General features: G+C 65.8%; 24 protein-coding genes. 14 read left to right on the forward strand and 10 right to left on the reverse strand.

What is annotated here, in order from left to right:
• Nucleotides 1–5: 5 nt before the first annotated feature.
• The 3 genes from BMW90_RS14865 to BMW90_RS14875 all read right to left on the reverse strand — a co-directional run bounded on the left by BMW90_RS14865 (nt 6) and on the right by BMW90_RS14875 (nt 2,692).
• Nucleotides 6–887 carry a class III extradiol dioxygenase subunit beta gene (locus tag BMW90_RS14865; RefSeq protein ID WP_074837261.1) on the reverse strand — a complete coding sequence of 294 codons (882 nt, stop codon included), beginning with the start codon at nt 885–887 and terminating at the stop codon, nt 6–8.
• Nucleotides 887–1,288, reverse strand: a complete 402-nt coding sequence (ligA, locus tag BMW90_RS14870) for a protocatechuate 4,5-dioxygenase subunit alpha (RefSeq protein WP_048532236.1) — start codon at nt 1,286–1,288, stop codon at nt 887–889. Before ligA ends, BMW90_RS14865 begins: the two co-directional genes overlap by 1 nt.
• Nucleotides 1,289–1,465: 177 nt before the next feature.
• Nucleotides 1,466–2,692 (reverse strand): LysR family transcriptional regulator, encoded by a 1,227-nt coding sequence (locus tag BMW90_RS14875; protein WP_074837262.1) that lies wholly within the window; start codon nt 2,690–2,692, stop codon nt 1,466–1,468.
• Nucleotides 2,693–2,802: 110 nt separating this feature from the next.
• On the opposite strand from BMW90_RS14875, the gene BMW90_RS14880 reads away from it, so the two are divergent.
• Genes BMW90_RS14880 through BMW90_RS14895 form a run of 4 tightly spaced genes read left to right on the forward strand, consistent with a single transcriptional unit; the run spans nt 2,803 to nt 6,220 of the window.
• Nucleotides 2,803–3,540, forward strand: coding sequence for a PIG-L deacetylase family protein (locus BMW90_RS14880; protein ID WP_048532234.1), 738 nt, complete (start codon nt 2,803–2,805; stop codon nt 3,538–3,540).
• Nucleotides 3,537–4,229 carry a 4-carboxy-4-hydroxy-2-oxoadipate aldolase/oxaloacetate decarboxylase gene (locus tag BMW90_RS14885; RefSeq protein WP_074837263.1) on the forward strand — a complete coding sequence of 231 codons (693 nt, stop codon included), beginning with the start codon at nt 3,537–3,539 and terminating at the stop codon, nt 4,227–4,229. The genes BMW90_RS14880 and BMW90_RS14885 overlap by 4 nt, the downstream gene beginning before the upstream one ends.
• 60 nt (nt 4,230–4,289) lie before the next feature.
• Nucleotides 4,290–5,333: a 4-oxalomesaconate tautomerase gene (locus tag BMW90_RS14890; RefSeq protein ID WP_074837264.1), complete on the forward strand. Its 1,044-nt coding sequence runs from the start codon at nt 4,290–4,292 to the stop codon at nt 5,331–5,333.
• Nucleotides 5,330–6,220, forward strand: coding sequence for an amidohydrolase family protein (locus BMW90_RS14895; protein WP_244526524.1), 891 nt, complete (start codon nt 5,330–5,332; stop codon nt 6,218–6,220). Before BMW90_RS14890 ends, BMW90_RS14895 begins: the two co-directional genes overlap by 4 nt.
• A 46-nt stretch (nt 6,221–6,266) precedes the next feature.
• On the opposite strand, the gene BMW90_RS14900 is transcribed toward BMW90_RS14895, so the two are convergent.
• Nucleotides 6,267–7,118: a helix-turn-helix domain-containing protein gene (locus BMW90_RS14900; RefSeq protein WP_074837265.1), complete on the reverse strand. Its 852-nt coding sequence runs from the start codon at nt 7,116–7,118 to the stop codon at nt 6,267–6,269.
• Between the two features lie 89 nt (nt 7,119–7,207).
• Here BMW90_RS14900 and pobA point away from each other — a divergent pair, with 89 nt between their 5' ends.
• Nucleotides 7,208–8,377, forward strand: coding sequence for a 4-hydroxybenzoate 3-monooxygenase (pobA, locus tag BMW90_RS14905; RefSeq protein ID WP_074837266.1), 1,170 nt, complete (start codon nt 7,208–7,210; stop codon nt 8,375–8,377).
• Between the two features lie 11 nt (nt 8,378–8,388).
• On the opposite strand, the gene BMW90_RS14910 is transcribed toward pobA, so the two are convergent.
• The 3 genes from BMW90_RS14910 to BMW90_RS14920 all read right to left on the reverse strand — a co-directional run bounded on the left by BMW90_RS14910 (nt 8,389) and on the right by BMW90_RS14920 (nt 12,495).
• Nucleotides 8,389–10,584, reverse strand: a complete 2,196-nt coding sequence (locus tag BMW90_RS14910; RefSeq protein ID WP_074837267.1) for a hybrid sensor histidine kinase/response regulator — start codon at nt 10,582–10,584, stop codon at nt 8,389–8,391.
• Nucleotides 10,581–11,723, reverse strand: coding sequence for an FIST N-terminal domain-containing protein (locus BMW90_RS14915; protein WP_074837268.1), 1,143 nt, complete (start codon nt 11,721–11,723; stop codon nt 10,581–10,583). The genes BMW90_RS14910 and BMW90_RS14915 overlap by 4 nt, the downstream gene beginning before the upstream one ends.
• A 73-nt stretch (nt 11,724–11,796) precedes the next feature.
• Entirely contained in the window at nt 11,797–12,495 is a 699-nt protein-coding gene (locus BMW90_RS14920) for a response regulator transcription factor (protein WP_074837269.1), read from the reverse strand.
• Between the two features lie 167 nt (nt 12,496–12,662).
• Here BMW90_RS14920 and BMW90_RS14925 point away from each other — a divergent pair, with 167 nt between their 5' ends.
• From BMW90_RS14925 to BMW90_RS14940, 4 genes are all read left to right on the forward strand, one after another.
• Nucleotides 12,663–13,199 (forward strand): SRPBCC family protein, encoded by a 537-nt coding sequence (locus tag BMW90_RS14925; RefSeq protein WP_074837270.1) that lies wholly within the window; start codon nt 12,663–12,665, stop codon nt 13,197–13,199.
• 47 nt (nt 13,200–13,246) lie between these two features.
• On the forward strand, nt 13,247–13,732 hold the full coding sequence (locus BMW90_RS14930) for a (2Fe-2S)-binding protein (RefSeq protein ID WP_048532226.1): 486 nt from the start codon (nt 13,247–13,249) through the stop codon (nt 13,730–13,732).
• 120 nt (nt 13,733–13,852) lie between these two features.
• Nucleotides 13,853–16,231, forward strand: coding sequence for a xanthine dehydrogenase family protein molybdopterin-binding subunit (locus BMW90_RS14935; RefSeq protein ID WP_074837271.1), 2,379 nt, complete (start codon nt 13,853–13,855; stop codon nt 16,229–16,231).
• A 13-nt stretch (nt 16,232–16,244) separates the two neighbouring features.
• The gene (locus BMW90_RS14940) at nt 16,245–17,033 is read left to right on the forward strand and encodes an FAD binding domain-containing protein (protein ID WP_048532224.1); all 789 of its coding nucleotides are present in this window, start codon (nt 16,245–16,247) and stop codon (nt 17,031–17,033) included.
• A 191-nt stretch (nt 17,034–17,224) separates the two neighbouring features.
• Here BMW90_RS14940 and BMW90_RS14945 read toward each other — a convergent pair whose 3' ends face one another.
• Both BMW90_RS14945 and BMW90_RS14950 read right to left on the reverse strand, forming a co-directional pair.
• On the reverse strand, nt 17,225–17,623 hold the full coding sequence (locus BMW90_RS14945) for a nuclear transport factor 2 family protein (RefSeq protein WP_048532223.1): 399 nt from the start codon (nt 17,621–17,623) through the stop codon (nt 17,225–17,227).
• A 16-nt stretch (nt 17,624–17,639) separates the two neighbouring features.
• Complete coding sequence (locus BMW90_RS14950; RefSeq protein WP_211568888.1) at nt 17,640–18,233, reverse strand: redoxin domain-containing protein; 594 nt, start codon at nt 18,231–18,233, stop codon at nt 17,640–17,642.
• A gap of 64 nt (nt 18,234–18,297) precedes the next feature.
• On the opposite strand from BMW90_RS14950, the gene BMW90_RS14955 reads away from it, so the two are divergent.
• A complete protein-coding gene (locus BMW90_RS14955; protein WP_211568890.1) occupies nt 18,298–18,852 on the forward strand; it encodes a TetR/AcrR family transcriptional regulator in 555 nt (184 codons plus the stop codon).
• Nucleotides 18,853–18,931: 79 nt separating this feature from the next.
• Here BMW90_RS14955 and BMW90_RS14960 read toward each other — a convergent pair whose 3' ends face one another.
• Nucleotides 18,932–19,906, reverse strand: a complete 975-nt coding sequence (locus BMW90_RS14960) for a type I glyceraldehyde-3-phosphate dehydrogenase (RefSeq protein ID WP_074837274.1) — start codon at nt 19,904–19,906, stop codon at nt 18,932–18,934.
• A 201-nt stretch (nt 19,907–20,107) separates the two neighbouring features.
• Here BMW90_RS14960 and BMW90_RS14965 point away from each other — a divergent pair, with 201 nt between their 5' ends.
• Genes BMW90_RS14965 through ccmI form a run of 4 tightly spaced genes read left to right on the forward strand, consistent with a single transcriptional unit; the run spans nt 20,108 to nt 24,284 of the window.
• On the forward strand, nt 20,108–22,099 hold the full coding sequence (locus BMW90_RS14965) for a heme lyase CcmF/NrfE family subunit (protein ID WP_074837275.1): 1,992 nt from the start codon (nt 20,108–20,110) through the stop codon (nt 22,097–22,099).
• A gap of 5 nt (nt 22,100–22,104) precedes the next feature.
• Nucleotides 22,105–22,659, forward strand: coding sequence for a DsbE family thiol:disulfide interchange protein (locus BMW90_RS14970; protein ID WP_074837276.1), 555 nt, complete (start codon nt 22,105–22,107; stop codon nt 22,657–22,659).
• Nucleotides 22,656–23,135, forward strand: a complete 480-nt coding sequence (locus BMW90_RS14975; RefSeq protein WP_048532218.1) for a cytochrome c-type biogenesis protein — start codon at nt 22,656–22,658, stop codon at nt 23,133–23,135. The genes BMW90_RS14970 and BMW90_RS14975 overlap by 4 nt, the downstream gene beginning before the upstream one ends.
• Before the next feature lie 3 nt (nt 23,136–23,138).
• Complete coding sequence (gene ccmI / locus BMW90_RS14980) at nt 23,139–24,284, forward strand: c-type cytochrome biogenesis protein CcmI (RefSeq protein WP_074837277.1); 1,146 nt, start codon at nt 23,139–23,141, stop codon at nt 24,282–24,284.
• The last annotated feature ends 166 nt before the right edge of the window (nt 24,285–24,450 follow it).

The raw sequence follows: 24,450 nt of genomic DNA on the forward strand, positions 1-24,450 counted from the left end.
TTTCGTTATTCGGCCGCGATCATGCGACCGTCGTGGTAGGATTTGTTTTCCAGGATGATATGGCCCACGGCGGTGTTCGATGCCGGCACATGGTAATGCCGATGCACCTCGACCACATCGTCCTCAAGCGCGCCGCGCATGACGTGCCACATCACCATTTCCACGCCTTCCGATCCGGCCTCGCGCAGATACTCCACATGCGGCATCCGGCTCAGGCCGACCGGGTCGGAGGTGAGGCGGTCAAGAAAGGCGTTGTCCCACTCGGGGTTGATCAGACCGGCGCGCTTGTATTGCAGCTGGTGGCTCATGCCGCCGGTGCCAAAGATCATCACGTCGAGATCCTCGTCATAGCTCTCGACCGCGCGGCGCACTGCCTTGCCGAGATTGTAGCAGCGGTTGCCGGTGGGGGCGGGGTATTGCACCACGTTGACCGCCAGCGGGACTACCAGGCAGGGCCAGGCTTCTTCCGGCGCGACCTCGCCGAACATGACCGAGAGCGGCACGGTCAGCCCATGGTCGACCTCCATCTCGTTCATAATGGTCATGTCGAATTCGTCGAGCACCAGGCTCTGGGCGATATGCGAGGCCAGTTTCTGGTGATTCTTGACCACCGGCACGGGGCGCGGGCCCCAGCCTTCGTCGGCCGGCTGAAACTCGGCCGCGGCCCCCAGCGCGAACGTCGGGATGCAGGAGGCGTCGAAGGCGGTGCAATGGTCGTTGTAGACCAGGAAGATAACGTCGGGCTTGTTCGCCTTCATCCATTCGCGCGATTTGCGGAACCCGTCGAAGACCGGCTTCCAATAGGGTTGATCGGTGATGCCGGTGTCCATAGCGACGCCGATGGCGGGCACATGAGAGCATCCCACGCCTGCGGTGATACGGGCCATCAGGTTTCCTCCTCTTCGTCCCATTCGGATGTATAACGGTTGCCTTCGACCGAGCGGCCGCCGTGCAGCATCATGTCGCGATAGGCCTCGACGCCCATGCCGGTCATCAGCCCGGCCAGGTTCTGGAAGTTGATGCCGTCGTTGGCGGCGAGCTTCGAGGTGTAATAGATATTGCCGCCGAGCTCGAGCAGGCGGTTCCATTGGCGTTTGCGCACCGCTTCGCGCTGGTCCGCCGTCATCGGATACTTGTCGAGATAGGCCTCTTCGTCGGCATTGAAGGCGTCGCGGTTCTTTTGCAGCCGCAGCGAGATGCAGAACTGGTTCAGATGATATCCTTCGCGGCTCCTGTCGGCGTCAAACACGAAGGTGCCGGGGATATCCTCGTAGTCCTTCTTGGTCATGGCGTGTCCTCCTCTTCCTCCGCACCGGTCCGCCCGGTGCCCCGGCCGCCCTTATCCCGGGCCCGCCAGGGCAGGCGGCAAAGGCGACCGGTTGCGCAAGAGCCTAGCATCCGGGCCCGGCAGCGGCCAATTGGAATGCGAGGCGTAGCATTGGAAAAAGCTATAGAACCCGAAATATCAGGGGGTATTTTCCGGCTCGGGGCGGCTGTGCTGGCGCAGGAAACCGATGAAGCTCTCCTGCGTCCGGGTCGGCCGCCAGTCGCGGCGATGGGTCAGGCCGATGGCGCGGCCGCTGCCGGCAAGCGGGATGTCCAGCGCAGTCAGCAGGCCGGCGCCGATCTCGACCGAGACCTGATGGCGCGAGACGATCGAGACATAATCGCCCTGGGCCAGGATGCCGCGCAGCATGATCAGCGAGGAAGAGACCACCCGTACCGGCGTTCGGTCGCGTTCGTGGATGCGCAGGGTTTCAAAGACATATTGCCCCGCAGGGGTATCCTTGGGCGAGGCGACCCAGGGGTAGGCCAGCGCCTCATCCAGTGTCACGCGCGTCCGTCCGGACAGGGGGTGGCCGGGCCGCGCCACCACGGCAAGCCGGTCCTGGAACAGCTCTTCCTGCACCACGTCATCGGCCGGCAACGGATGGCGCAGGGCGCCGATCAGGCAATCGAGATCGCCTTCGCGCAGCGAGCGCAGCAGCTCGTGATAGCGACCGTCGATCACCCGCACCTGCACCCCGGCAAAGCGCGACACCATCGCATGGGTGGCTCTTGGTACGATGGCGGTGCGCGCAAGCGGCAGGCTGCCCAGCAGAAAGATGCCCCGGTCTTCCCCCAGCTCGCGGCCGATTTCCTCCATGCCCTGCCGGATTTCCGCCTGCGCCAGCTTGGCCCCCAGGGTAAAGGCCTGGGCGGCGGCGGTCAGCTCGACCCCGGCCACGGTGGATTTGAAAAACGGCACCCCCGCCACCTGTTCCAACGCCCGCGCGGCGCGGTGGACGGTGGGTTGCGACAGGCCCAGCCGCCGGGCGGCGACGGTAAAGCTGCCGCTGCCGGCGATGGCGATCAGGGCGCGGATCTGCGCCGGGGTGACGTTGCGTTCAAAGCCGGCGGTATCGCGCGCCCGCGAGGCGGTGCCGCGCCGCGCCTCGCGCGCCCCGCGTTGCAGGTGATCGAGCGCCGCCTCGGCCCGGCGCACGAAGAGCGCACCGCAGGGGGTGGCGCCGAAGGCCTGCGGCTGGCGGAGCACCAGCGGCGCGCCCATGCTGGCCTCGAACTTGGCAATCGCCTGGGTGGCCGCCGGTTGCGACATGTGACAGCGCTGCGCGGCAACCGAAACCGAGCCGCTGCGCAGGCATTCCAGAAACACCCGCATGTGTCGCAGGTTGGGCAGGGTGAATTCCATTTTCGGCGCGCCTCATAGCAAAAACTTATATTAGGAATATTATTCGAAATAGGCAAATCCCGCGACCTGCGCCATGATGCGGCCAAGGTGAAACGAGGGAGGGCTTTATGATGTCCGACAAGAAAACGGCACTGGTGATCAGCGCGCATTCCGCCGATTTCGTCTGGCGCGGGGGCGGGGCCATCGCGTTGCATCAGGCAAAGGGCTACGAAGTGACCGTGGTCTGCCTGTCCTACGGCGAACGCGGCGAAAGCGCCAAGCTCTGGAAACAGGAGGGCATGACCCTCGACAAGGTCAAGACCGAACGCCGCAAGGAGGCCGAGAGCGCCGCCGCCGCGCTGGGCGTGACCGACATCCGCTTTTTCGACGTGGGCGACTATCCGCTCGACCTTGGCCGCGAGACCCGGGATCGCATGGTCGACGTGATCCGCCAGGTGCAGCCAAATTGGATGATGTCGCATTCGAAGTGGGATCCCTACAACACCGACCACATGAACACGACGCAATTCGCGCTGGAATGCCGGATGGTGGCGCAGGCTTGGGGCCATAACCCGGGGCAAAAGGTGCTGGGCGCGCCGCAGCTCTATCTGTTCGAGCCGCACCAGACCGAGCAGATGGAATGGAAACCTTCGGTCTTTCTCGACATCACCGATGTCTGGGACAAGAAATGGGCTGCCATCCAGTGCATGCAGGGCCAGGAGCACCTGTGGAATTTCTACAAGAACGTCGCCGAAAACCGCGCCAACCACTTCCGCCGCAACTCCGGCGGCATGGCCGGGGGCCGGGCGGCGAAATACGCCGAAGGGTTCCAGACGATCTTTCCCCGCACTGTGGATGAACTGGAATGACCGGTGCAGTGGGACAAAGGGGCGTGGTCGTGCAAGAGATCGACCGCGCCGATCCGAAGGTGGTCGATGCCCTGGGCGCCTGTGGCGTCGCCACGGTGCACGAGGCGCAGGGCCGCAAGGGCCTGCTGGCCAGCTACATGCGGCCGATCTATCGCGGCACCCGGCTTGCCGCCTCGGCGGTGACGATCAGTGCCGCACCGGGCGACAACTGGATGGTGCATGTCTGCATCGAACAGTGCCGTGCCGGCGACATCATGGTTCTGGCGCCGACAAGCCCTTGCGAAGACGGCTATTTCGGCGATCTTCTGGCGACTTCGGCGCAGGCGCGCGGGGTGCGCGGGCTGGTGATCGATGCCGGTGTGCGCGACGTCATGGATCTTGAACAGATGGGCTTTCCGGTCTGGTCCAAGGCGATCTACGCTCAGGGCACGGTGAAAGAAACGGTGGGCTCGGTCAATGTGCCGCTGCTCTGTGCCGGCCAGCTGGCGAACGCCGGCGATGTGATCGTGGCCGATGACGACGGCGTCTGTGTGGTGCGCCGCGAAGAGGCCGAGGACGTGCTCGTCAAGGCGCAGAAGCGCGAGGCGGCGGAACAGGACAAGCGCCGACGTCTGGCGGCCGGCGAACTGGGGCTCGACATCTATGACATGCGCGGGCGGCTGGCCGAGAAGGGCCTGAAATATATCTGAAATCCGCGCCGGCGGCGCCCGGATGCGGTGCCGGCAAGAGAACGCAGGAACGGAGCTGACATGGACGCTGTGCGCTGTATGTGGATGCGGGGCGGCACCTCGAAAGGCGGGTATTTCCTGGCCGACGATCTGCCGCAGGACCGGGACGGGTTTCTGCTGCGGGCCATGGGCTCGCCCGATCCGCGCCAGATCGACGGCATGGGCGGGGCGGATCCGCTGACTTCCAAGGTGGCCGTTGTGCGGCCGTCCGAGCGCGCGGGCGTCGATGTGGATTACCTGTTTCTCCAGGTGTTCGTGGATCAGCCGATCGTTACCGATGCGCAGAACTGCGGCAATATCCTGGCCGGTGTCGGCCCTTTCGCCATCGAGCGCGGGCTGGTCGCGGCACAGGACGGCGAGACGCCGGTGACGATCTTCATGGAAAACACCGGCCAGGTGGCGGTGGCGCGGGTGGCGACGCCGGGCGGCAGGGTGTCGTATGCCGGAGAGGCGCGGATCGATGGCGCGCCCGGCGGTTCTGCGCCGGTGCCGATTGCCTTTCGCGATACCGCCGGCTCGTCCTGCGGTGCGCTTCTGCCCAGCGGCGCGGTGGTGGACGAGGTCGAGGGCGTCGCGGTGACGATGATCGACAACGGCATGCCCTGCGTGGTGATGCGGGCCGCGGACATGGGGATCACCGGCGATGAGCCACCGGAAGAGCTCGAGGCCAACACGGCGCTGCGCGACAAGCTCGAGGCGATCCGGCTGGCCTGCGGGCCGGTGATGAACCTTGGCGATGTGCGCAAGAAATCGGTGCCCAAGATGACCATGGTCTCGGCGCCGCGGGCGGGTGGGGCGATATCCACGCGCACCTTCATTCCGCACCGCTGCCACAAGACCATCGGCGTGCTGGGTGCGGTCTCTGTTGCCACCGCCTGTCTGCTCGAAGGATCGCCGGCCTACGAACTGGCCTCGCGCGGCGCGGGGCGCGAGCGGGTGCTTTCGGTCGAACATCCCACCGGCGAGATGACGGTGGTGGCGACCCTCGGTGACGATGGCATGGTGGCCGAGGCGGCAATCCTGCGCACGGCGCGCAAACTGATGGACGGAGAGATTTTCGGATGAGCGAACAACAGATCATGGATGCCGATTGGCTGGTCTTTCACCCCAATCCGAAGCGGCCCGACTTTCGACTGCCCGAGGGGGCGGTGGATGCGCATTGCCATGTCTTCGGGCCGTCACCGGAGTTTCCCTTTGCGCCTGAGCGCAAATACACGCCCTGCAACGCCGGCAAGGACGAGCTTTACAAGCTGCGGGATTTCCTCGGGTTTTCGCGCAATGTGATCGTCCAGGCGACCTGTCACGGCAAGGACAACCGCGCCATGGTCGATGCCTGCCGCAGCGCCGGCGATCTGGCGCGTGGGATTGCCAGCGTCGGGCCCGACATCACCCTGGACGAGCTGCAAGAGATGGACGCCGCCGGGGTGCGCGGGGTGCGGTTCAACTTCGTCAAGCGGCTGGTGGATGCGACCCCCAGAGAGGTCTTTCTCGGGATTGCCGAGAAGGTGGCGCAGCTTGGCTGGCACATCGTGGTTTATTTCGAGGCTGCTGATCTGGAAGAGCTGGAGCCCTTCCTGAAGCAGCTGCCGACCACTATCGTGGTCGATCATATGGGGCGGCCCGATGTGTCCAAGGGCGTGGATCATCCCGATTTTCAGCGCTTTATCCGGCTGATGGACGAGGTGCCGACGATCTGGTCCAAAGTGACCTGCCCGGAGCGGCTGACTGCGGCCGGGCCGCCCTATGACGACGTGGTGCCGTTCTACCGGGCGATCGTCGAGCGCTTTCCCGACCGGGTGCTCTGGGGCACCGACTGGCCGCATCCGAACATGAAATCGCATATGCCCGACGATGGCGCGCTGGTTGATTACATCCCCCGTATCGCGGTGACCGAAGCGCAGCAGCGCAAGCTTCTGGTCGACAATCCCATGCGGCTGTACTGGGCGCGCTGAGGCGGCAGCGGCCGCAGGCGATCTGTGGCCGGTCCGCTCGGGCGGTTCAGCCTTGGCTCTGCTGCCGGAAGCTGCGGGGCGACAGGCCGGTCGCGCGGGTGAAGACGCGCGAGAAATAGGCCGGGTCGTCATAGCCCAGGTGATAGGCGATGCTCTGCACCGGCAGGTTGGTATAGACCAGATGGCGGCGGGCCTCGCGGATGATACGGTCTTCGATCACCGCGCTGGCCGGGCGGCCGGTGGCGGCGCGGCAGAGCCGGCTGAGATGCGCCGGGGTGATCGCCAGTGCCGCCGCATAACGCGCCACCGGCCAATGCTGGCGGAACCGCGCCTCGACCAGAGCGTCGAAACGATGCAGAAGATCGGTCTTGCCCGCCGCGGGCCGCGCCGTGTTGCGCTGTGCCAAGGCGCGTGCGATCTGTCCAAGCAGCAGGGCGCAAAGCCCCCGCAGGATCTGCGCCCTGGCAAAGCCGCGGTCGGAAAAGGCGGCGGCGATCTCGGATAATGTGGCGGCGACTTCGGCAGGTGCCGGCAGCACCGCCGGGCGCGACAATTGCGCCGCCAGCCCTTCGCCGGGGCGCAGCGTCTCGTCGAGGATTTCCGCCGCCAGGGTGACCACCAGCCCCGAGGATCCCGGCGCAAACCGATATCCATGCACCAGACCCGGCGGTACGTTGACCAATGTGCCATCGCCCAGCGTCAACTCGCCGCCGTCGAGCGTGACGCGGCCGCTGCCCTGTTCGAGCAGCAGCACCTGATGCAGTCGCGCGTGGCGGTGCGGCGCGAATTCCCAATTGTGCAGCCGCGACCGGGCCTCGATGGTTTCGCAATGCACCACATCGGGCAGGTCGCGGGATTCACCGAACAGGTTGTAATTGAGGATCTCGGGGTGCGGCATGTGCGATTAGTACATGTTTCTGCCGTTCCGGTCCATTCGCGCGCGCCGGGTTTTTCGGCATGATGCGAGAGATCAAGAGGAGGGATGGCATGAAAACTCAGGTTTGTATCATCGGCGGCGGGCCGTCCGGGCTGTTGCTCAGCCAGTTGCTGCATCGCAAGGGGATCGAGACCATCGTTCTGGAACGTCAGACCCGGGCGCATGTGCTCGGCCGGATCCGCGCCGGCGTGCTGGAGCATGGCTTTGCCGATCTGATGCGCGAGGCCGGCTGCGGCCAGCGGATGGATGCCGAGGGCGCGGTGCATGACGGCTTCTACATTGCGCATGACGGGCGGATGGACCGGGTGGACCTGCACCGCTTTTCCGGCCAGAGCGTGCTGGTCTATGGCCAGACCGAGGTGACCCGCGATCTCTATCAGGCGCGCGATGCCATGAATGGCCAGATCCTGCATGAGGTGAGCGAGGTCGTGCTGCACGACCTGAAAGCCGCGACGCCGCATGTCACCTTTGTCCAGGACGGAGAGGCCAGGAGGATCGACTGTGATTTCATCGTCGGCGCCGACGGCTATCATGGCGTCAGCCGCAAATCGATCCCGGCGGATGTGCTGAAGGAATACGAAAAGGTCTATCCCTTCGGCTGGCTGGGCGTGCTGTCCGAGACCGCGCCGGTCTGCGACGAGCTGATCTATGCGCGCCATGATCGTGGCTTCGCGCTCTGTTCGATGCGCAGTCAGGTGCTGAGCCGCTACTACATCCAGGTGCCGCTGTCTGACAGCGCCGAGAGCTGGTCGGACGAGGCGTTCTGGGCCGAGCTGAAGGCACGGTTGCCGGAGGACGTGGCGGCGCGGCTCGAGACCGGTCCCTCGATCGAGAAATCCATCGCGCCGCTGCGGGGCTATGTGGCCGAGCCGATGCGTTATGGCGCGCTGTTCCTGGCCGGTGACGCGGCGCATATCGTGCCGCCGACCGGCGCCAAGGGGCTCAATACCGCGGCCTCGGACGTGCATTACCTCTATCACGGCTTGCTGGCGCATTACGCCGAGGGCGACGAGAGCGGCCTCGACAGCTATTCCGAAAAGGCGTTGGCGCGGGCCTGGAAGGCGCAAAGGTTCAGCTGGTGGATGACCTCGCTCCTGCACCGGTTCCACGACGGTGACAGCTATGACAGCCGGTTGCAGCAGATCGACCTGGCCTATCTGTTCTCGTCCGAGGCGGCGCAGGTCTCGCTGGCCGAGAATTACGTCGGCCTGCCGTATTGAGCCGTCAAGTCTCAGGCCAGTTCCGACAGGAAATGCTCCAGGTCGCGGCCGTCGAGCGGCTTTGACAGCAGTGGCACGCCGAGGCTCTTGCAGCGTTTGCCCAGGCCCGCCGCACGGTGGGCCGAGATGATGCGGGCCGGGATCGGACCATAGCGTTCGGTGATCTCGCGCAACAGCTCGGTGCCGGTCATGCCGGGGCCGAGATCCTCGTCGAACATCAGCGCGTCGGGGGTGATCTCGAGCTCGTCGAGCAGGTCGAGCGCGTCGCGGGCATTGGCCACATCGATCACATCCGCCCCCAGCCCTTCGAGCGAGAGGGTCAGCGCGCGGCGCAGGTCGGCGTCGTTTTCCACCAGGAAGACCACACGGCCCGGCACTGGCGCGCCCGGCGGCGAAAGGCGACTGCCGCGCGATGCGGGGTTGCGCGGCGCCTGCGCGGCCAGTGGCACGGTGACGGAAAAGACAGTGCCGCGCCCCGGTTCCGACCGAAGATCGAGCGGCAGACCGAGACCGGCGCAGGCGCGGTCGACAATGGCCAGGCCCAGCCCGAGGCCTTCGGAGGCCGAAGCCGGGGCGTCGACTCGGCTGAACTCGCGAAAGATCATGTCGCGGTGCTCATGCGCGATGCCGGGCCCGGTGTCCCAGACCTCGATCCTGACGCTGTCGCCCTGGCGGCGCGCGCCCATCAGCACCCGGCCGTGCCGGGTGTAGCGCACCGCGTTTCCCAGCAGGTTTTGCAGGATGCGGCGCAGATAGGAGGGATCGGTTTCCACTCTGGCCGAGGTCGGGCGCACCCGGAGGCCAAGGCCTTTCTGCGCCGCCAGCGGCTCGAGCTGGGTGTCGAGCGCGGTGAAGATCTGGCCGAGATCGATCGGCCGGATGTCAAAGGCCGCACGGCCGCTGTCGAGCTTGGACATGTCGAGCAGCGCCTCGATGATATGTTCGAGCGAGCCCAGCGCCGAAGAGATCTTGCCCAGCGTTTCTCGGCCTGTCGGCGAGAGGGTTTCGCCGGAGAAGGTGCCGACAAACAGTTTTGCCGCTGACAGCGGTTGCAGCAGGTCATGGCTGGCGGCGGCGACAAAGCGGCTCTTGGAGGCATTGGCGCGCTCGGCCTCGGCCAGCGCCGACGCCAGCTCGGTGGTGCGTTCGGCGACCCGCGCCTCGAGCCGCTCGTTCATCTCGCGCAGGGCGCGGGCGGCGTTGCGCTCGGCGGTGACATCGGTAAAGGAGATCACGAAGCCGCCGTCGGGCAGCCCCTGGGCAAAGGCATCGAGGGTCAGCGCCGCGCCCTGGGTCGCCTCGAACCGCAGCGCGCCGCGCCGCGCCGGACGGTCCGCCCAATCCAGCAACCGCTTGCGTGACATGCCGTGCGACAGGCCGAAATCCTCCGGCAACTGGGCGATCAGGCCGCCAAAGCTCGCGCCGCGCTGGACCCGGGTCAGCGGCAGCCTCAAGAGCTCGGCCACCCGCGCGTTCCAGCCGATCAGCCGGGCAGCATCGTCAAAGATGCAGACCCCCTGGTTGAGATGTTCGAGCGTCGCGGCGATCAGCCTTGCCTGCTTGTTCTGCAATCGCGCGCGTTCCTTGCGCTCGAGCCGGATCAGATCGGTCACGTCGGTTTGCAGCACCACGGTGCCGTTGCTGGCGGTGCGCCGTTCCGAGACCTGAAGCCAGAGATCCTGGGTCAGGCGCACGTTGAACATGGCGTCGTTCTCGCGGTGGCGCGCCTTGCGTTTCAGGGCCCAGGCCAGCCCGGTTTCGCCCTGCGGCAGGGCGAGATAGGCGGACCGGCTGACAAGATCGACATAATCGTCGAACCGCAGCCCCGGGGTGAGTTGATCGGCGATGTCGCGCATGTCCTGGCAGAACCGGCTGTTGGTCAGCACCAGCCGGTCCTGGCTGTCGAAGAGCGCAAAGCCCTCGTGGACCGCCTCGATCGCGTCGGCAAGGTTGGCCCGGGCCGCCTCGGTCTCGGCACTGGCCTGTTCCAGTTGCAGGTTGCTGTCGTGCAGGAGGTCGAGCGCACGCTCCAGATCGCGGGTGCGCGAGCGCACCTGATCCTCGAGCAGGGCGGCGCGCTCGAACTGGGCATAGGCCAGCCCCGAGGGATCCTGCTGCTGCTCCACCCGGCGCATCAGCGACCGGGTGATCCGCAGGAGCTTTTCGTTCTGGCGCTCGACACTGTCGGCGGGGTTGATCAGCGTCATTCGGCATCGTCCGGCGGAAAAAAGGCCACGCCGGTCATCGTGTGGTTCACATGCAGCGCGCCGAGCTGTTCGCCATAGGTCGAAAAGCCGCGCACATTGTGCCGGCGCAGCACGTCCGAGACCGCCCGGCTCTGTTGGTTCTGGCCGGCTTCCAGCCGCCGCAGGATGCAGTCGCAGCCAAGGATCATCGCCGGGTCGCGGTCGCGCGACAGGCCGGCAAGTTCGGTTTCGAGATGGCCTGCCATATCCTCGGTTGTGGCCAGCGTCAGCACCATGCCTTCGTCGATGGCGGAAAAGAACACCAGCTCGCCTGCGGCATTGACCCGCTGGATGGCGCGGACGTGGTGGCGATGGCCGAGCTGGACCACAACCGGATGGGCGGCAAAGGTGAACTGGTCGAGCTGATCGGGCAGCTTGCCGACGATGCGGGCATATTCCCGCGCTGCCGGTTCGGCATTGATCTGGCGGACGATGCGGCGTTCGGGGTCGGCATCGGTCACCACCATCTTGATATCGGTCGGGGTCAGGTGATCGAGGCTGAACACCCGGATCGGGCAGATCGAGCGCACCATCGACACCACGGCGGCATTGCCCCGGGTCTCGCCGTCGAGCGCTAGCAGCGTGCGGCGGAAGGTTTCGCCATCGCCGGCCGAGCCGCCAAACAGCGGCACCCCGCCCAGCCCGGCCGAGAGGACGGCGGTCAGCTCGTCTTCGCGCAGCGACAGGCCGTCGATGGCAAGAAAGGCGAATTCCGAGGTGAAATCCGGCGCGCAATCGGCCAGCGCCACCCGGTGGCGGATCAGCTTGTCGATCTCGGATTGCGGGTCGAGCCGGTCCAGCCCGTCGACCAGGTAACAGACGGCGCGGAAATGCGAGGGCAGCAGGCCCAGCGCCACGATCTGGTCTTCCTCATAGCCCTCGGCCCCGATCTCTCCGGCTGTGGTACAGGCGGTGACATGGCGCGCATCGAGCCGTTCATGCGCCTCGACGGACAGCGCGGCGAAATCGCCGCGATTGCTGACAAACAACAACACGAGTTCGAACGGGCCGGGGCCAAGCCCCGCCGCGATGGCCCCCACCGGATCGGCTTCGTGCACCGACACCTGCGCATTGCGCAGCCCCGCTGCCTGTCCTCCCACGGCGGACGGTTCTGGTGTCTGGCCGTCCAAAATTTCGGATGTCCCGGATTGTTCCTGTCTTGCGCGCCGGATCTTATGCGTGTTGGGAATGGTCTGGCAAGCCGCCACCAAGCCGCGCGTCCTGCGCCACCAGCACCGCCTGGGTCCGGCTCTGCACCCCGAGCTTGCGCATGATCGCGGTGACATGCGCCTTGACGGTGGTTTCGGCGATCGACAGGTCATAGGCGATCTGCTTGTTCAGCTTGCCCTCGCAGATCAGTTGCAGGATGCGCGATTGCTGGTTGGTCAGCGTGGACAGCCGCTCCATCGCGTCGTTTTCCTGCGGCTGTTCATCGGCGTCGGGCAGGTAATCCTCGGGCGTATAGACCTGGCCCTTGCGCACCGCGCTCAGCGCCTTGTGAAAGGCCGGCTTCTGGCTGTGCTTCGGCACGAAGGCCGCCGCACCGGCCGCGAGCGCCTTGGAAATCGTCCGGTTGTCGGCCATCGAAGAGACCACGATCACCGGGCTGTTCTGACCCAGCGCCGCGCGCAACCGCAACAGCCCGTCAAGCCCGTTCACATCCGGCAGGTTGAGGTCGAGCAGCACGATGTCGGGCGATCCGGTCTCGGCCACGCGGGTCAGCCCCTCGTCCAGACTGGCGGCGGTTTCCACCCTGGCCCCGACACAGAGCGCGCGCAGGGTAAGCACCAAGGCGTCGCAGAACAGCGGATGATCGTCGATCACAAGGGCGCGGGAAATGCCATTTATCGGCGTCTGGGGGGCTTTGGTCATTGTGCACTGTCCGTTCTGCGTTAGGCTCAGCCTAGCGGCGATGGCGGGGCCGGTCTTTTGTCCAATAGTCGCATGGGTGCGGCCGCGCCAGCGGCCACCCGGCACCTTTGTATAATAGCCGGTTACGCCGATCCACGCCTAGGTTCGGACCCGAGGAGACCAACACCATGCAACTAACCGATTCCCGAGAGATTGCCGCGACGCCCGAGATCGTCTGGGCGGCCATCCTCGATCCTGAAGTGCTCAAGCAATGCGTGCCCGGTTGCCAGGAAATGACCGGCAGCCCGGAAGAGGGCTTCGAGGCCAAGGTCGTCCAGAAGGTCGGGCCGGTGAAAGCCACCTTCAAGGGCACCGTTACCCTGTCGGACATGCAGCCGCCCGAGAGCCTGACCCTGACCGGCGAAGGCAAGGGCGGGGCGGCGGGCTTTGCCAAGGGCGGCGCCGACGTGCGGCTCGAGCCCAAGGGCGAGGGCACCTTGCTGAGCTATGATGTCGAGGCCAAGGTCGGCGGCAAGCTGGCCCAGCTGGGCAGCCGGATCATCGACGGTTTTGCCAAGAAGATGGCCGACCAGTTCTTCGACAACTTCAAGGCCGCGGTCGAAGGGCCGGGCGAAGACGCGGCCGACGACGCCCCCGAGGCAGCGGCTTCCGACGGGGACGAAGCGGCACCGAAAAAGGGCTGGTTCAAGCGGGCGGTGACCTGAGATACCGTCCGATTCATTCATTTGAGACATAACCAAGGGAGGACTTCATGACCAAGGTAACGATGACCGTAAACGGCAAGTCCGTGAGCGGCGACGTGGCGGGCAACACGTTGCTTGTCGAGTTCCTGCGCAGTGATCTGCATCTGACCGGAACCCATGTCGGCTGCGACACCAGCCAATGCGGCGCCTGCGTGGTGCATGTCAACGGCGCGGCGGTCAAGAGCTGCACCATGTTCGCCGCCGAGGCCGAGGGCGCAGAAGTGGCCACCATCGAGGGCCAGGCCAATGCCGATGGATCGCTCAACACCATCCAGCAGGCGTTTCAGGATTATCACGGGCTGCAATGCGGCTTTTGCACGCCGGGCATGGTGATGTCGGCGGCGGCGTTGCTCAAGGACAATCCCAAGCCGTCCGAACAGGAGGTCAGGGCCTATCTCCAAGGCAATATCTGCCGTTGCACCGGCTATCACAACATCGTTCGCGCGATCATGGCCGCATCGGGTCAGGAGGTCCCGGCGGTCGCCGCCGAGTGATGTGACGCCGCGGGGCGCAAAGAAGGCGCACCCGACAGCAACACCCCGTAGGGTGCGCATTCACTGCGCACCGTCCGTAGGGTGGGCTTGCAGCCCACCGATCCCATGGGAGGAACGAAAATGCCGAAAGATCATGGCATAGGAGCCAGCACCAAGCGCCGCGAGGACGTGCGCTTTCTGACCGGCGCCGGAAATTACACCGATGACATCAACGTCCATGGCCAGGCCTATGTGCATTTCCTGCGCTCCGACGTGGCGCATGGCCGGATCACCAATATCGATACCGCCGCCGCTGCCGCCATGCCCGGCGTGGTGCGCATCTTCACCGGGGCCGATTTCGAAGGCGTCGGCGGGCTGCCCTGCGGCTGGCAGGTCACCGACAAGCACGGCGAGGTGATGAAGGAGCCGCCGCACCCGGTGCTGGCCCAGGGCAAGGTGCGCCATGTGGGCGAGCCGATCGCCGCCGTCGTCGCCGACACGCTGCAACAGGCGCGGGACGCCGCCGATGCGATCGATCTCGACATCGAGGAGCTGCCCGCCGTCGTCAACATGAAGGCGGCGCTGGAGGAGGGCGCCACCAAGGTGCATGACGACCTTTCCGACAACCTCTGCTACGACTGGGGCTTCGTCGAGGAGAACAAGGGCGCGGTGGAAGAGGCGATTGCCAATGCCGCCCATGTCACCACGCTCGAGCTGGTCAACAACCGGCTGGTCGCCAACCCGATGGAGCCGCGCGTCGCAGTGGGCGATTTCAACCGCGCCACCGGCGATTCGACGCTCTACACCACCAGCCAGAACCCGCATGTGATCCGGTTGCTGATGGGCGCCTTCGTGCTGGGCATCCCCGAGCACAAGCTGCGTGTGGTGGCGCCGGATGTGGGCGGCGGCTTCGGCACCAAGATCTTCCATTATGCCGAGGAAGCCTTCTGCACCTTTGCCGCCAAGGCCTGCAACCGTGCGGTGAAATGGACCTCGACCCGGTCCGAGGCCTTCATGTCCGACGCCCATGGCCGCGACCATGTAACCAAGATCGAACTGGCGCTGGATGCCGACAACAACTTTACCGCCGTGCGCACCGAGACCTATGCCAACATGGGGGCCTATCTGTCGACCTTCGCGCCCTCGGTGCCGACCTGGCTGCATGGCACGTTGATGGCGGGCAACTACAAGACGCCGAACATCTACGTGAACGTCAAGGCCGTCTTCACCAATACCGTGCCCGTCGATGCCTACCGTGGCGCCGGCCGGCCGGAGGCGACCTATCAGCTCGAACGCGTCATCGACAAGGCGGCCCGCGAGCTGGGGGTCGACCCGGTGGAGCTGCGGCGGCAGAACTTCATCACCGAGTTCCCTTATGCCACCCCGGTGGCGGTGGAATATGACACCGGTGATTACCATGCCACCATGGACAAGATGCTCGAACTGATCGACCGCGACGGCTTTGCCGCGCGCCGCGCCGAGAGCGAGAAGAAGGGCAAGCTGCGCGGTCTGGGCATCAACTGCTTCATCGAGGCCTGCGGCATCGCGCCGTCGAACCTGGTGGGGCAGCTGGGCGCGCGTGCGGGGCTCTACGAATCCGCCACGGTGCGGGTCAATGCCACCGGCGGCCTGGTCGTCATGACCGGCTCGCACAGCCACGGGCAGGGGCATGAGACCGCCTTTCCGCAGGTGATCTCCGAGATGATCGGCATCCCCGAGGACCAGGTCGAGATCGTGCATGGCGACACCGCCAATACGCCGATGGGCATGGGCACCTACGGCTCGCGCTCGATCGCGGTCGGCGGCTCGGCCATGGTGCGCGCGGCCGAGAAGATCATCGCCAAGACCAAGAAGATCGCCGCCCACCTGCTCGAGGCCGCCGAGGCGGATATCGAGCTCAAGGACGGTCAGTTCTCGGTCGCGGGCACCGACAAATCGGTGGCCTGGGGCGATGTCTGCCTGGCGGCTTACGTGCCGCACAACTACCCGCTCGAGGATATCGAGCCGGGGCTGGAGGAAACCGCCTTCTACGACCCGTCGAACTTCACCTATCCGGCGGGGGCCTATGCCTGCGAAGTCGAGGTCGACCCCGAAACCGGCGTCACCACGATCGAAAAGTTCGTTTCGGCGGATGACTTCGGCAATGTGGTCAACCCGATGATCGTCGAGGGCCAGGTACATGGCGGAATCGCCCAGGGCATCGGCCAGGCGCTGCTGGAGAACTGCGTCTATGACGAGAACGGCCAGCTGCTCTCGGCGTCTTACATGGATTACGCCATGCCGCGGGCAGATGACCTTCCCGAGATGGCGGCCTATACGGTCGATCATTCCTGCCAGACGCCCTGCACCCACAATCCGTTGGGGGTCAAAGGCTGTGGCGAGGCCGGGGCCATCGGCTCGCCGCCGACGGTGATCAACGCGATCCTCGACGCGCTGAATTCCGGTGGGCATAAAGTGGATCACATCGACATGCCGGCCTCGCCTTCGCGGGTCTGGGCGGCGATCAACAACGCGTCTTAAGGGAGGGCTGAATATGTACAGCTTTGACATCGAACGGCCAACCACCCTGGCCGATGCTCTGGCGGCGCTGGCCGACGACGAGGCGCAGGCGCTGGGCGGCGGGCAGACCCTGATCCCGACGCTCAAGCAGCGTCTGGCAAGCCCGTCGAAACTGGTCTGCCTGTCGGGCATCGAAGAGCTCAAGGGTATCAGCCGCGACGGCGACACGCTGACCATTGGCGGCGGCACCACGCATGGCACCATCGCGCGCGAGACGGCGGAGGGCTTTCCCGGTCTTGCGGGGCTGGCTTCGAAGATCGGCGATCCGGCGGTGCGCAATCGCGGCACCATCGGCGGCTCGCTGGCCAACAACGACCCGTCGGCCTGTTACCCGGCGGCGGCCATGGCCTGCGGCGCGACCATCGTGACCAACTCTCGCGAGATCGCGGCGGACGACTATTTCCAGGGCATGTTCGCCACCGCGCTGGAGGAAGGCGAGATTATCACCGCGGTGAAATTCCCGGTGCCCGAGAGCTCGGCCTATATCAAGTTCGAGCAACCGGCCTCGCGCTTTCCGCTGGTGGGGGTCTTTGTGGCCAAATACGCCGACCGGGTCGGCGTCGGCGTCACCGGCGCCTCGGAAGAGGGCGTGTTCCGCTGGACCGAGGCGGAAGCGGCGTTGGGCGGCAATTTCGCCGAAAGCGCACTTGAGGGGCTGTCGGTCTCTGGTGACGGCATGATCGGAGATCTGCATGGCACCGGCGCATATCGCGCGCATCTGGTGGGCGTGATGACCCGGCGGGCGGTGGCTGCGGCCCGGTGACCGCCAGGTGCATGAATTGAGAGAGGGGCGGCCCTGACGGGCCACCCCTTGCCGTTGGTTGGAGGTGGCGGGCGGGCGCCTCTGACATGGCCGAGGCTGCGGGGGTGGCGCAATGCGCCATGATCAGAGGCCAATCGGCGACGGCCCGACTGCGCGCCATTGCCGTCCGCGCTGCGCGTATATGGCTCGGATCAGGCCGCTTTCTGGTCCGGACGGCTGAAATTCACCTCGCGGACCACCTGCCAGCGGCCGTCTTCAAAGACGAAATCGATGCTCAGATCGATCATCATGTTCGGGCCACCAACCGGAATCCTGCGCGAGATAAGCACATGGCCACGGTCCCCTGTGACCGTCAGGCTGTGGATTTTCGACCACATATGATCTTCCGGGGTCTTGTCCCTGAAGGTCTCCTTCAGCAGCGCCATGAAGTCGTTTTTCTCCAGCGTCATCAGGCGGCCGTCGATGCTCAGATCCATGACGACGATGTTGTCATGGTAAATCTTGTCCAGCGTCTCCATGTCAGCGCTGACCCCGGCTTTCATCAGCTCGTCGATCCTTGCGCGCAGAGCGGTTTCAGTTTTTTCGGTCATGATGTTTCCTTCTGGTTCAGGCATATGTGCCGTTGATGGGGGCCTCTTTCATGGGCCCGCGCCGGAAGCTGATGCCCTTGGCAATCCACTCCAGGTTGGGCCGGGAAAACGGAACGTTCGAGATATCGACGATTTGCAGAGCCCCGGTCTCATCGAGGACAAACAGTCCCGGCTCGGCGAAAGGGGCCTCGACATCCATCCCGTTGCGGGGATCCGAGATATAGAGCCCCAGCCTCGCCATCTGCGGGATCGTCAGGCCATAGGCGACGTCGAACCTGGGCGAGACTTTCGCCATCTGCGCGGTCGCCCGGGCTTCGCTGTCGGCCGATACCGCGATCACGTCGACGCCCTGAGCGTTCAGCTCGGGCAAGGCGGCGTTGAGCTCTTGCAAATAGGTCGTGCAAAGCGGGCAGTGCTTGCCGCGATAGACGACAACAAGCATCCATTCAAAGCCCTCGGCGGGCTTGGCAATTTCGCGACGGCGACCGCCGAGCACAGGAAGGTCGATCGCCGGAAATACCGATCCGGCGGCAAGTTTTCCACTGGTCAATTTGGGTGATCCTCTATATGTAACGATCAACACATAAATCGCAGAGCCCGTGAGGGTCAAGGATTATATATTGTCCGTTACAAAAAAATTAGGGCGCCCGCGAACCTTCGATTATGACACGGCCTTGCTGCAAGCGATGGCCGTGTTCTGGGAGAAGGGCTACGATGGGGCGTCGATGCGCGACCTGACCGGCGCGATGGGGATCACGGGGCCGAGCCTCTATGCCGCCTTCGGCGACAAACGTGGGCTCTACCTGAAAACGATCGATCACTATTGCTCGGCCGATGCCTGCACGCCGCTTGTCGTCCTGGAGGGCGAAGAGAACATCGAGCCGGCGCTGCATGGCTTTCTGGTCGAGGTGATCCGGTCGGCGACCGAGCATGAAAGCGGGGCAAAGGGGTGTTTTCTCGCGTCCAGCGTCGTGGCCTCTGTCGGCCAGGTGGACGGGGTGGCCGAACGTGTCGAGGATGCCATTGCCGACACCGAACGCAGATTGACGGCCCGCTTTGAACGAGAGATCGACAAGGGCACCTTGCCGGCAACCTTTCCCGCCCGGGAACGGGCGGCCCTGCTCTTTGACATCAGGCAGGGCTACATGTTTCGCGGGCGCGCGGGGTTGTCGCGCGAGTGTATGTTGAAGGACGTGCCCGAGCGGGTTGCCATGCTGCTTTCGAACTGATCTTCACCCTGGCAGATCTGGGCAGCGCAATCCGGCCGAACGACCCCGTGGCGCCCGCAGCCGTCCGGCCCATGCCACGTCAGGCCATCCGGCGTGCCATATCGAGCATCCGCGCCGAAAAGCCCCATTCGTTGTCATACCAGCCGAAGATCCGCAGCACGCCGCCTAGCGAAACAGAGGTTTCGCGGCCCGCCACCACCAGCGATTCCGGCCGGCCGCGCAGGTCGGTCGAGACAAGCGGCAGGTCGGTATAGCCGAAGAGCGCGGGATCGGCGGCGCGGATCAGCCCGTTCAGCCGCTCGGCCGTGATCGCCGCGCGGGTCTGCACGGTGAGGTCGATGGCCGAGACGCTGGCGGTGGGCACCCGGATGGCGCGGGCCTCGATCCGGCCGGCCAGATGCGGCAGCACCACGCCGATCAGCCGGCCGGCCGAGGTGGTGGTGGGCACCATCGACAGCGCCGCCGCGCGCGAGCGCACCAGATCGCCGCGCGGCGCATCGACGGTGGGCTGCGAACCGGTGTAGCAATGCACTGTCGTCATGTGGCCGCTCTCCACCCCCGCCGCCTCGTCGAGCAGGCGCAGCAGCGGTGCCAGCGCATTGGTGGTGCAGGAGGCGTTGGAGATCACAATCTGATCGCCCAACAGCTCGGTGTTGGCGCCAAGCACGATGGTATCGTCGGTCGCCGGTGAGGGCCCCGAGATCAGGATACGGCGCGCCCCGGCGGTGCGGCCACGCAGCGCCACCTCGCGGGTCTGGGCCTTGCCGGTGCACTCCATCACGATGTCCACGCCCGTGAGGTCCAGCGCCGAGATATCCGGCGCATGGGTCATCGGCAGGGCGCGGCCGGCCGCATGCAGCGTGCCGTCGCGGCCCTCGGCACCGCCGGGGAAGGGGCCGAAGACGCTGTCGTAGCCGAACAGATAGGCGCAGGTCTCGAGCGGCGCGATGTCGTTGATTCCAACGATCTCGATATCGGGGTGATCGGTCAGGATCATGCGGGTGATGGTGCGGCCGATGCGGCCGAACCCGTTGATGAAGATGCGAAGGGACATGGGCGATCCTGCGGCTTTGGGAGGTCACCGGAAGTGACCTCATTGCGGCGCCAGAGGCAATGGCCCGCGGCGGAAACTTTTGGCCGCGACGCCCGGGCTGCGACCAAATGATACGTAAAACAACGAAATGGTGACTTAATTTTTCACCTCTCAGCGGCTAGGACTGTCGCAATGATCTGACAGCCCATGGGGAGTGGTGCCATGATCCCGGAACTCGGACAATTCGGCCTGGCCCTGGCGCTCGCGCTGGCGGTGGTGCAATCGGTGGTGCCGATGGCAGGTGCGGCCCGCGGCAACCTGGTGTGGATGCGCTCGGCGCAATCGACGGCGCTGGGGCAATTGGTGTTTCTCGCCCTGGCCTTCGGGGCGCTGATGTGGGCCTTCGTGGTCAGCGATTTCACCGTGCGCAACGTGGTCGAGAATTCCAACTCGCTGAAACCCATGTTGTTCAAGGTGGCCGCCACCTGGGGCAGCCACGAGGGTTCGCTGCTGCTCTGGACGCTGATCCTGGCGCTGTTCGGCGCGGGGGTGGCGGTCTTTGGCACCAATATTCCCCATGCCCTGCGGGCGCGGACACTGTCGGTGCAGGCGTGGATTTCGGTCGGCTTCCTGACCTTCATGCTCTTCACCTCGAACCCTTTCGAGCGCATGTTGCCGCCGCCGGTCGACGGCAATGACCTCAATCCGCTGTTGCAGGACATCGGCCTCGCGATGCATCCGCCGCTGCTCTACGTCGGCTACGTGGGCTTTTCCATCGTCTTCAGCTTTGCCGTCGCCGCGCTGATCGAAGGCCGGGTCGATGCCGCCTGGGCGCGCTGGGTGCGGCCCTGGACGCTGGCGGCCTGGATGTCGCTTACCGCCGGCATCGCGCTCGGCTCCTGGTGGGCCTATTACGAGCTTGGCTGGGGTGGCTGGTGGTTCTGGGATCCGGTCGAGAACGTCTCGTTCATGCCCTGGCTGCTGGGCACCGCGCTGTTGCATTCCGCCATCGTCACCGAGAAGCGCGGCGCTTTCAAGTCCTGGACCATCCTTCTGGCAATCCTCACCTTTTCGCTGTCGCTGCTGGGCACCTTCATCGTCCGCTCTGGGCTGCTGACAAGCGTGCACGCCTTTGCCGTCGATCCCGAACGCGGGATCTATATCCTCGGGCTGCTGGGCATCTCGATCGGCGGTTCTCTGACCCTCTATGCGGTGCGCGCACCGGCGATGGAGGGCGGCGGGCTGTTTGCGCCGGTCAGCCGCGAGGGCGGTCTTTTGATCAACAACCTGCTGCTGGCGGTGGCCACCGGCACGGTGCTCTTCGGAACGCTCTATCCGCTGTTTCTCGAGGCGATCACCGGCGACAAGATCTCGGTTGGCCCGCCGTTCTACAATGCCTCCTTCGTGCCGATCATGCTGCCGCTGGTGTTCGTGATGGGGCTGGGGCCGTTCCTGACCTGGAAGCGGGCCGACCTGAAGGGCGTGCTGCAACGGCTCTGGCTGGCGCTGGCGCTGGCGGCGGTCGCGGCCTTGGTGCTCTGGTATCTGGTGACCGAGGGGCCGGTGCTGGCCGTGCTGGCCTTCGGCCTCGGCATCTGGCTCTTTGTGGCGACGGCGCAGGAATGGGCGTCGCGGATCAAGCTGTTCCGCGCGCCGTTTTCCGAAAGCCTGCGGCGCGCCCGCAATCTGCCACGCGCCAGCCATGGCATGACGCTGGCGCATCTCGGGTTGGCGGTCTGCATCTTCGGCTTTGTCGGCTCCTCGGCCTGGAAGGAAGACCTGATCGTCTTTGCCGAACCGGGTACAGAGGTTCAGGTGGCGGGCTTTGACCTGCGCCTCGAGGGCGTCGAAGAGGTGCCCGGGCCGAATTACACCGCCTTTCGCGCCACCCTGGTGGTAAGCCGCGATGGTGAATTCCTGCAAAACCTCTATCCCGAGCGGCGCAACTACCCGGTGGCGCGCAGCCAGACCACCGAGAGCGCCATTCGCCATTCGCTGGCCGGCGACCTCTATGCCTCGATCGCCGAGCCGGCCTCGCAGACCGCGGGCGAGGCCTGGACGCTTCGGGTGCTGTACGAGCCGCTGGTGAATTTCATCTGGCTCGGCTCTTTCATGCTGGTCCTCGGTGGCGCGCTTTCGCTCAGCGACCGGCGGCTGCGCGTCGGCGCGCCACGCCGGGCCAAGGCGCCCGAGATGGCGCAACCTGCGGAGTAAACGACATGCAACGTATCCTTGTCCTGCTGCCCATCGCGGTGGTTCTGGTGATCGGTGGCTTCTTTGTCTGGGGGCTGAACCCCGAGCGCGACCCCAACGCCATTCCCTCGGTGCTGATCTCGAAACCGGTGCCGGTGTTTGACCTGGCGCCGATCGCCGGGGTCGATGTGCCGGGGCTGGCCAGCGGCGATCTGGCGGCGGGCGAACCGGTGCTGGTCAATGTCTTTGCCTCCTGGTGCGTGCCCTGCCGGGCCGAGCACAAGGTGCTGACACGCCTGGCTGCGCAGGAAGGCTTTCCGCTTTTTGGCATCAATTACAAGGACAAGCCCGAGGATGCGAAGGCATGGCTTGAAGAGTTGGGCAATCCCTATCTGCGCATCGGATCGGATGAGAGCGGCCGTTCCGGGCTGGAATGGGGCATCTCCGGCGTGCCCGAGAGCTTTCTGATCGACGGCACCGGCACCGTGATCTGGCGCTATGTCGGACCGATTGTCACCGAGCAGGCGCAGGACGATCTGCGCCGCGCGCTGGCCGCGACGCGGGAAAGGGCGGCGTCGTGAGGGGGTTGCTTGCCGCGCTGCTGATCGCGCTGGCCGGAATGGCGGCGGCGGTCGAGCCGGATGAGATCCTCGACGACCCGGCACTCGAGGCGCGGGCGCGGGAAATCTCCAAGGATATCCGCTGCGTGGTGTGTCAGAACGAACCGATCGACAGTTCGAACGCCGGGGTGGCGCGCGACCTGCGGCTGCTGATCCGCGAACGGCTGGTGGCCGGCGACAGCGATGACGAGGTGCGGCAGTACCTGGTCGACCGCTACGGCGATTACGTGCTGTTCAAACCGCCTTTCAAGCCGTCGACCTATGCGCTCTGGCTGGCGCCCTTCGTACTTCTGGGGCTGGGCAGCGTGGCGGCCGGGGTGGCGCTGCGGCGACGCAGCATGCGCGCCGGCGCCGAGGCGCTCAACGCCGAGGACGAGGCGCGCGTGGCCGAGTTGATGGCGCGCTATGACGGCGATCAGAGCAGGAAAGACGACTGAGTGATGACATTCTGGATACCCGCCGCGGCGATGGCGCTTCTGGCCGTTCTGATGATTCTGTTGCCGCTCTGGCGCCGCGATGGCGCTGCGGTGGATCACCGCGAGGGCGCGCTGGCGATCTTTGTCGATCAGCTCAAGGAGATCGACGCCGAACGTGCCCGTGGGCTGATTTCACCGGCCGAGGCCGAGGCCGCGCAGCTCGAGATCAAGCGCCGGATGCTGGCGGTCGGTCGCCTGAAGGGGCGCGGACCGGCACGAACCGGCGGCGCGGCGATGCTGATGGCGCTGGCGGTGCTGGTGCCGCTGCTGGCCGGCGGGGTCTATGTGATGACCGGCGCGCCGGGGGCCGAGAGCCTGCCGTTTGCCGAACGCGCCGAGGAGCGCGCCGACACTCGCGAGATCGTGGAGCTGACCGAACGGCTGCGTGAGCGGCTGACGAGCGACGAGAATGGCGGGCCGACCGAGGGCTGGGAGCTTCTGGCCCAGACCTACATGAGGATGGGCCGATTCGACGCCGCCGCCGAGGCGCTGGGCCGGATCGTCGACCGCGAGGACGCCCATTCCGGCCATCTGACGCAATGGGCCGAGGCGCTGATCGCCGCCAATGACGGCATCATCACCGCCCAGGCCGGAGCAGCGATCGACCGGGCGCTGGACATGGATGTGCTGAACCCGGCTGCGAGCTATTACAAGGCGCAATGGCTGGAGCAGGAAGGCCGCTCCGGCGAGGCGCGCGAGCTGCTGGTGCTGCGGCTGCGGCAGGCAGACGAGGCGCAGCCCTGGATGGAGGTCTTTCTGCGCCAGATCAACCGCCTCGGCAGCGAGACCGGCGCGGCACCCGTGGCGCTCGACGATTTCGTGGTGACCCGCGGCCCCAGCGCCGAGGACGTGGAGGCGGCCCAGGCCATGACCGCAGAAGAACGCGGCGATTTCATCCGCTCGATGGTCAACCGACTGGCCGAGCGGCTGGAGGACGAACCCGACGATCTCGACGGCTGGCTGCAACTCGGCCGCGCCTATGGCGTTCTGGGCGAGCAGGCGCGGGCCTTGCAGGCCTATCAGGCGGCCGAGGGGCTGCTGGAAGGGCTGGCTGCCAACGATCCGCGGCGGGAGGTCGTGGCCGCCGGACTGGCGGAACACGGCGGATAAGCGGCGCGGCCGGGGTCGGAGCGAGGGGCCAGCCCCTCGCGCTCCCCGCGGTATTTTCGGCAAGAGGAAAGCCCGGGCGGGGGATCACCCGCCGGCCTGTTCGACACTATTCCGTTTGCGAACGAGCTGAGGACGCCGGGCCCATGAGGTTTCGGCCGCGCAGGCG

This window comes from Marinovum algicola (genome assembly GCF_900109145.1).
GTDB classification, from domain to species: domain Bacteria; phylum Pseudomonadota; class Alphaproteobacteria; order Rhodobacterales; family Rhodobacteraceae; genus Marinovum; species Marinovum algicola.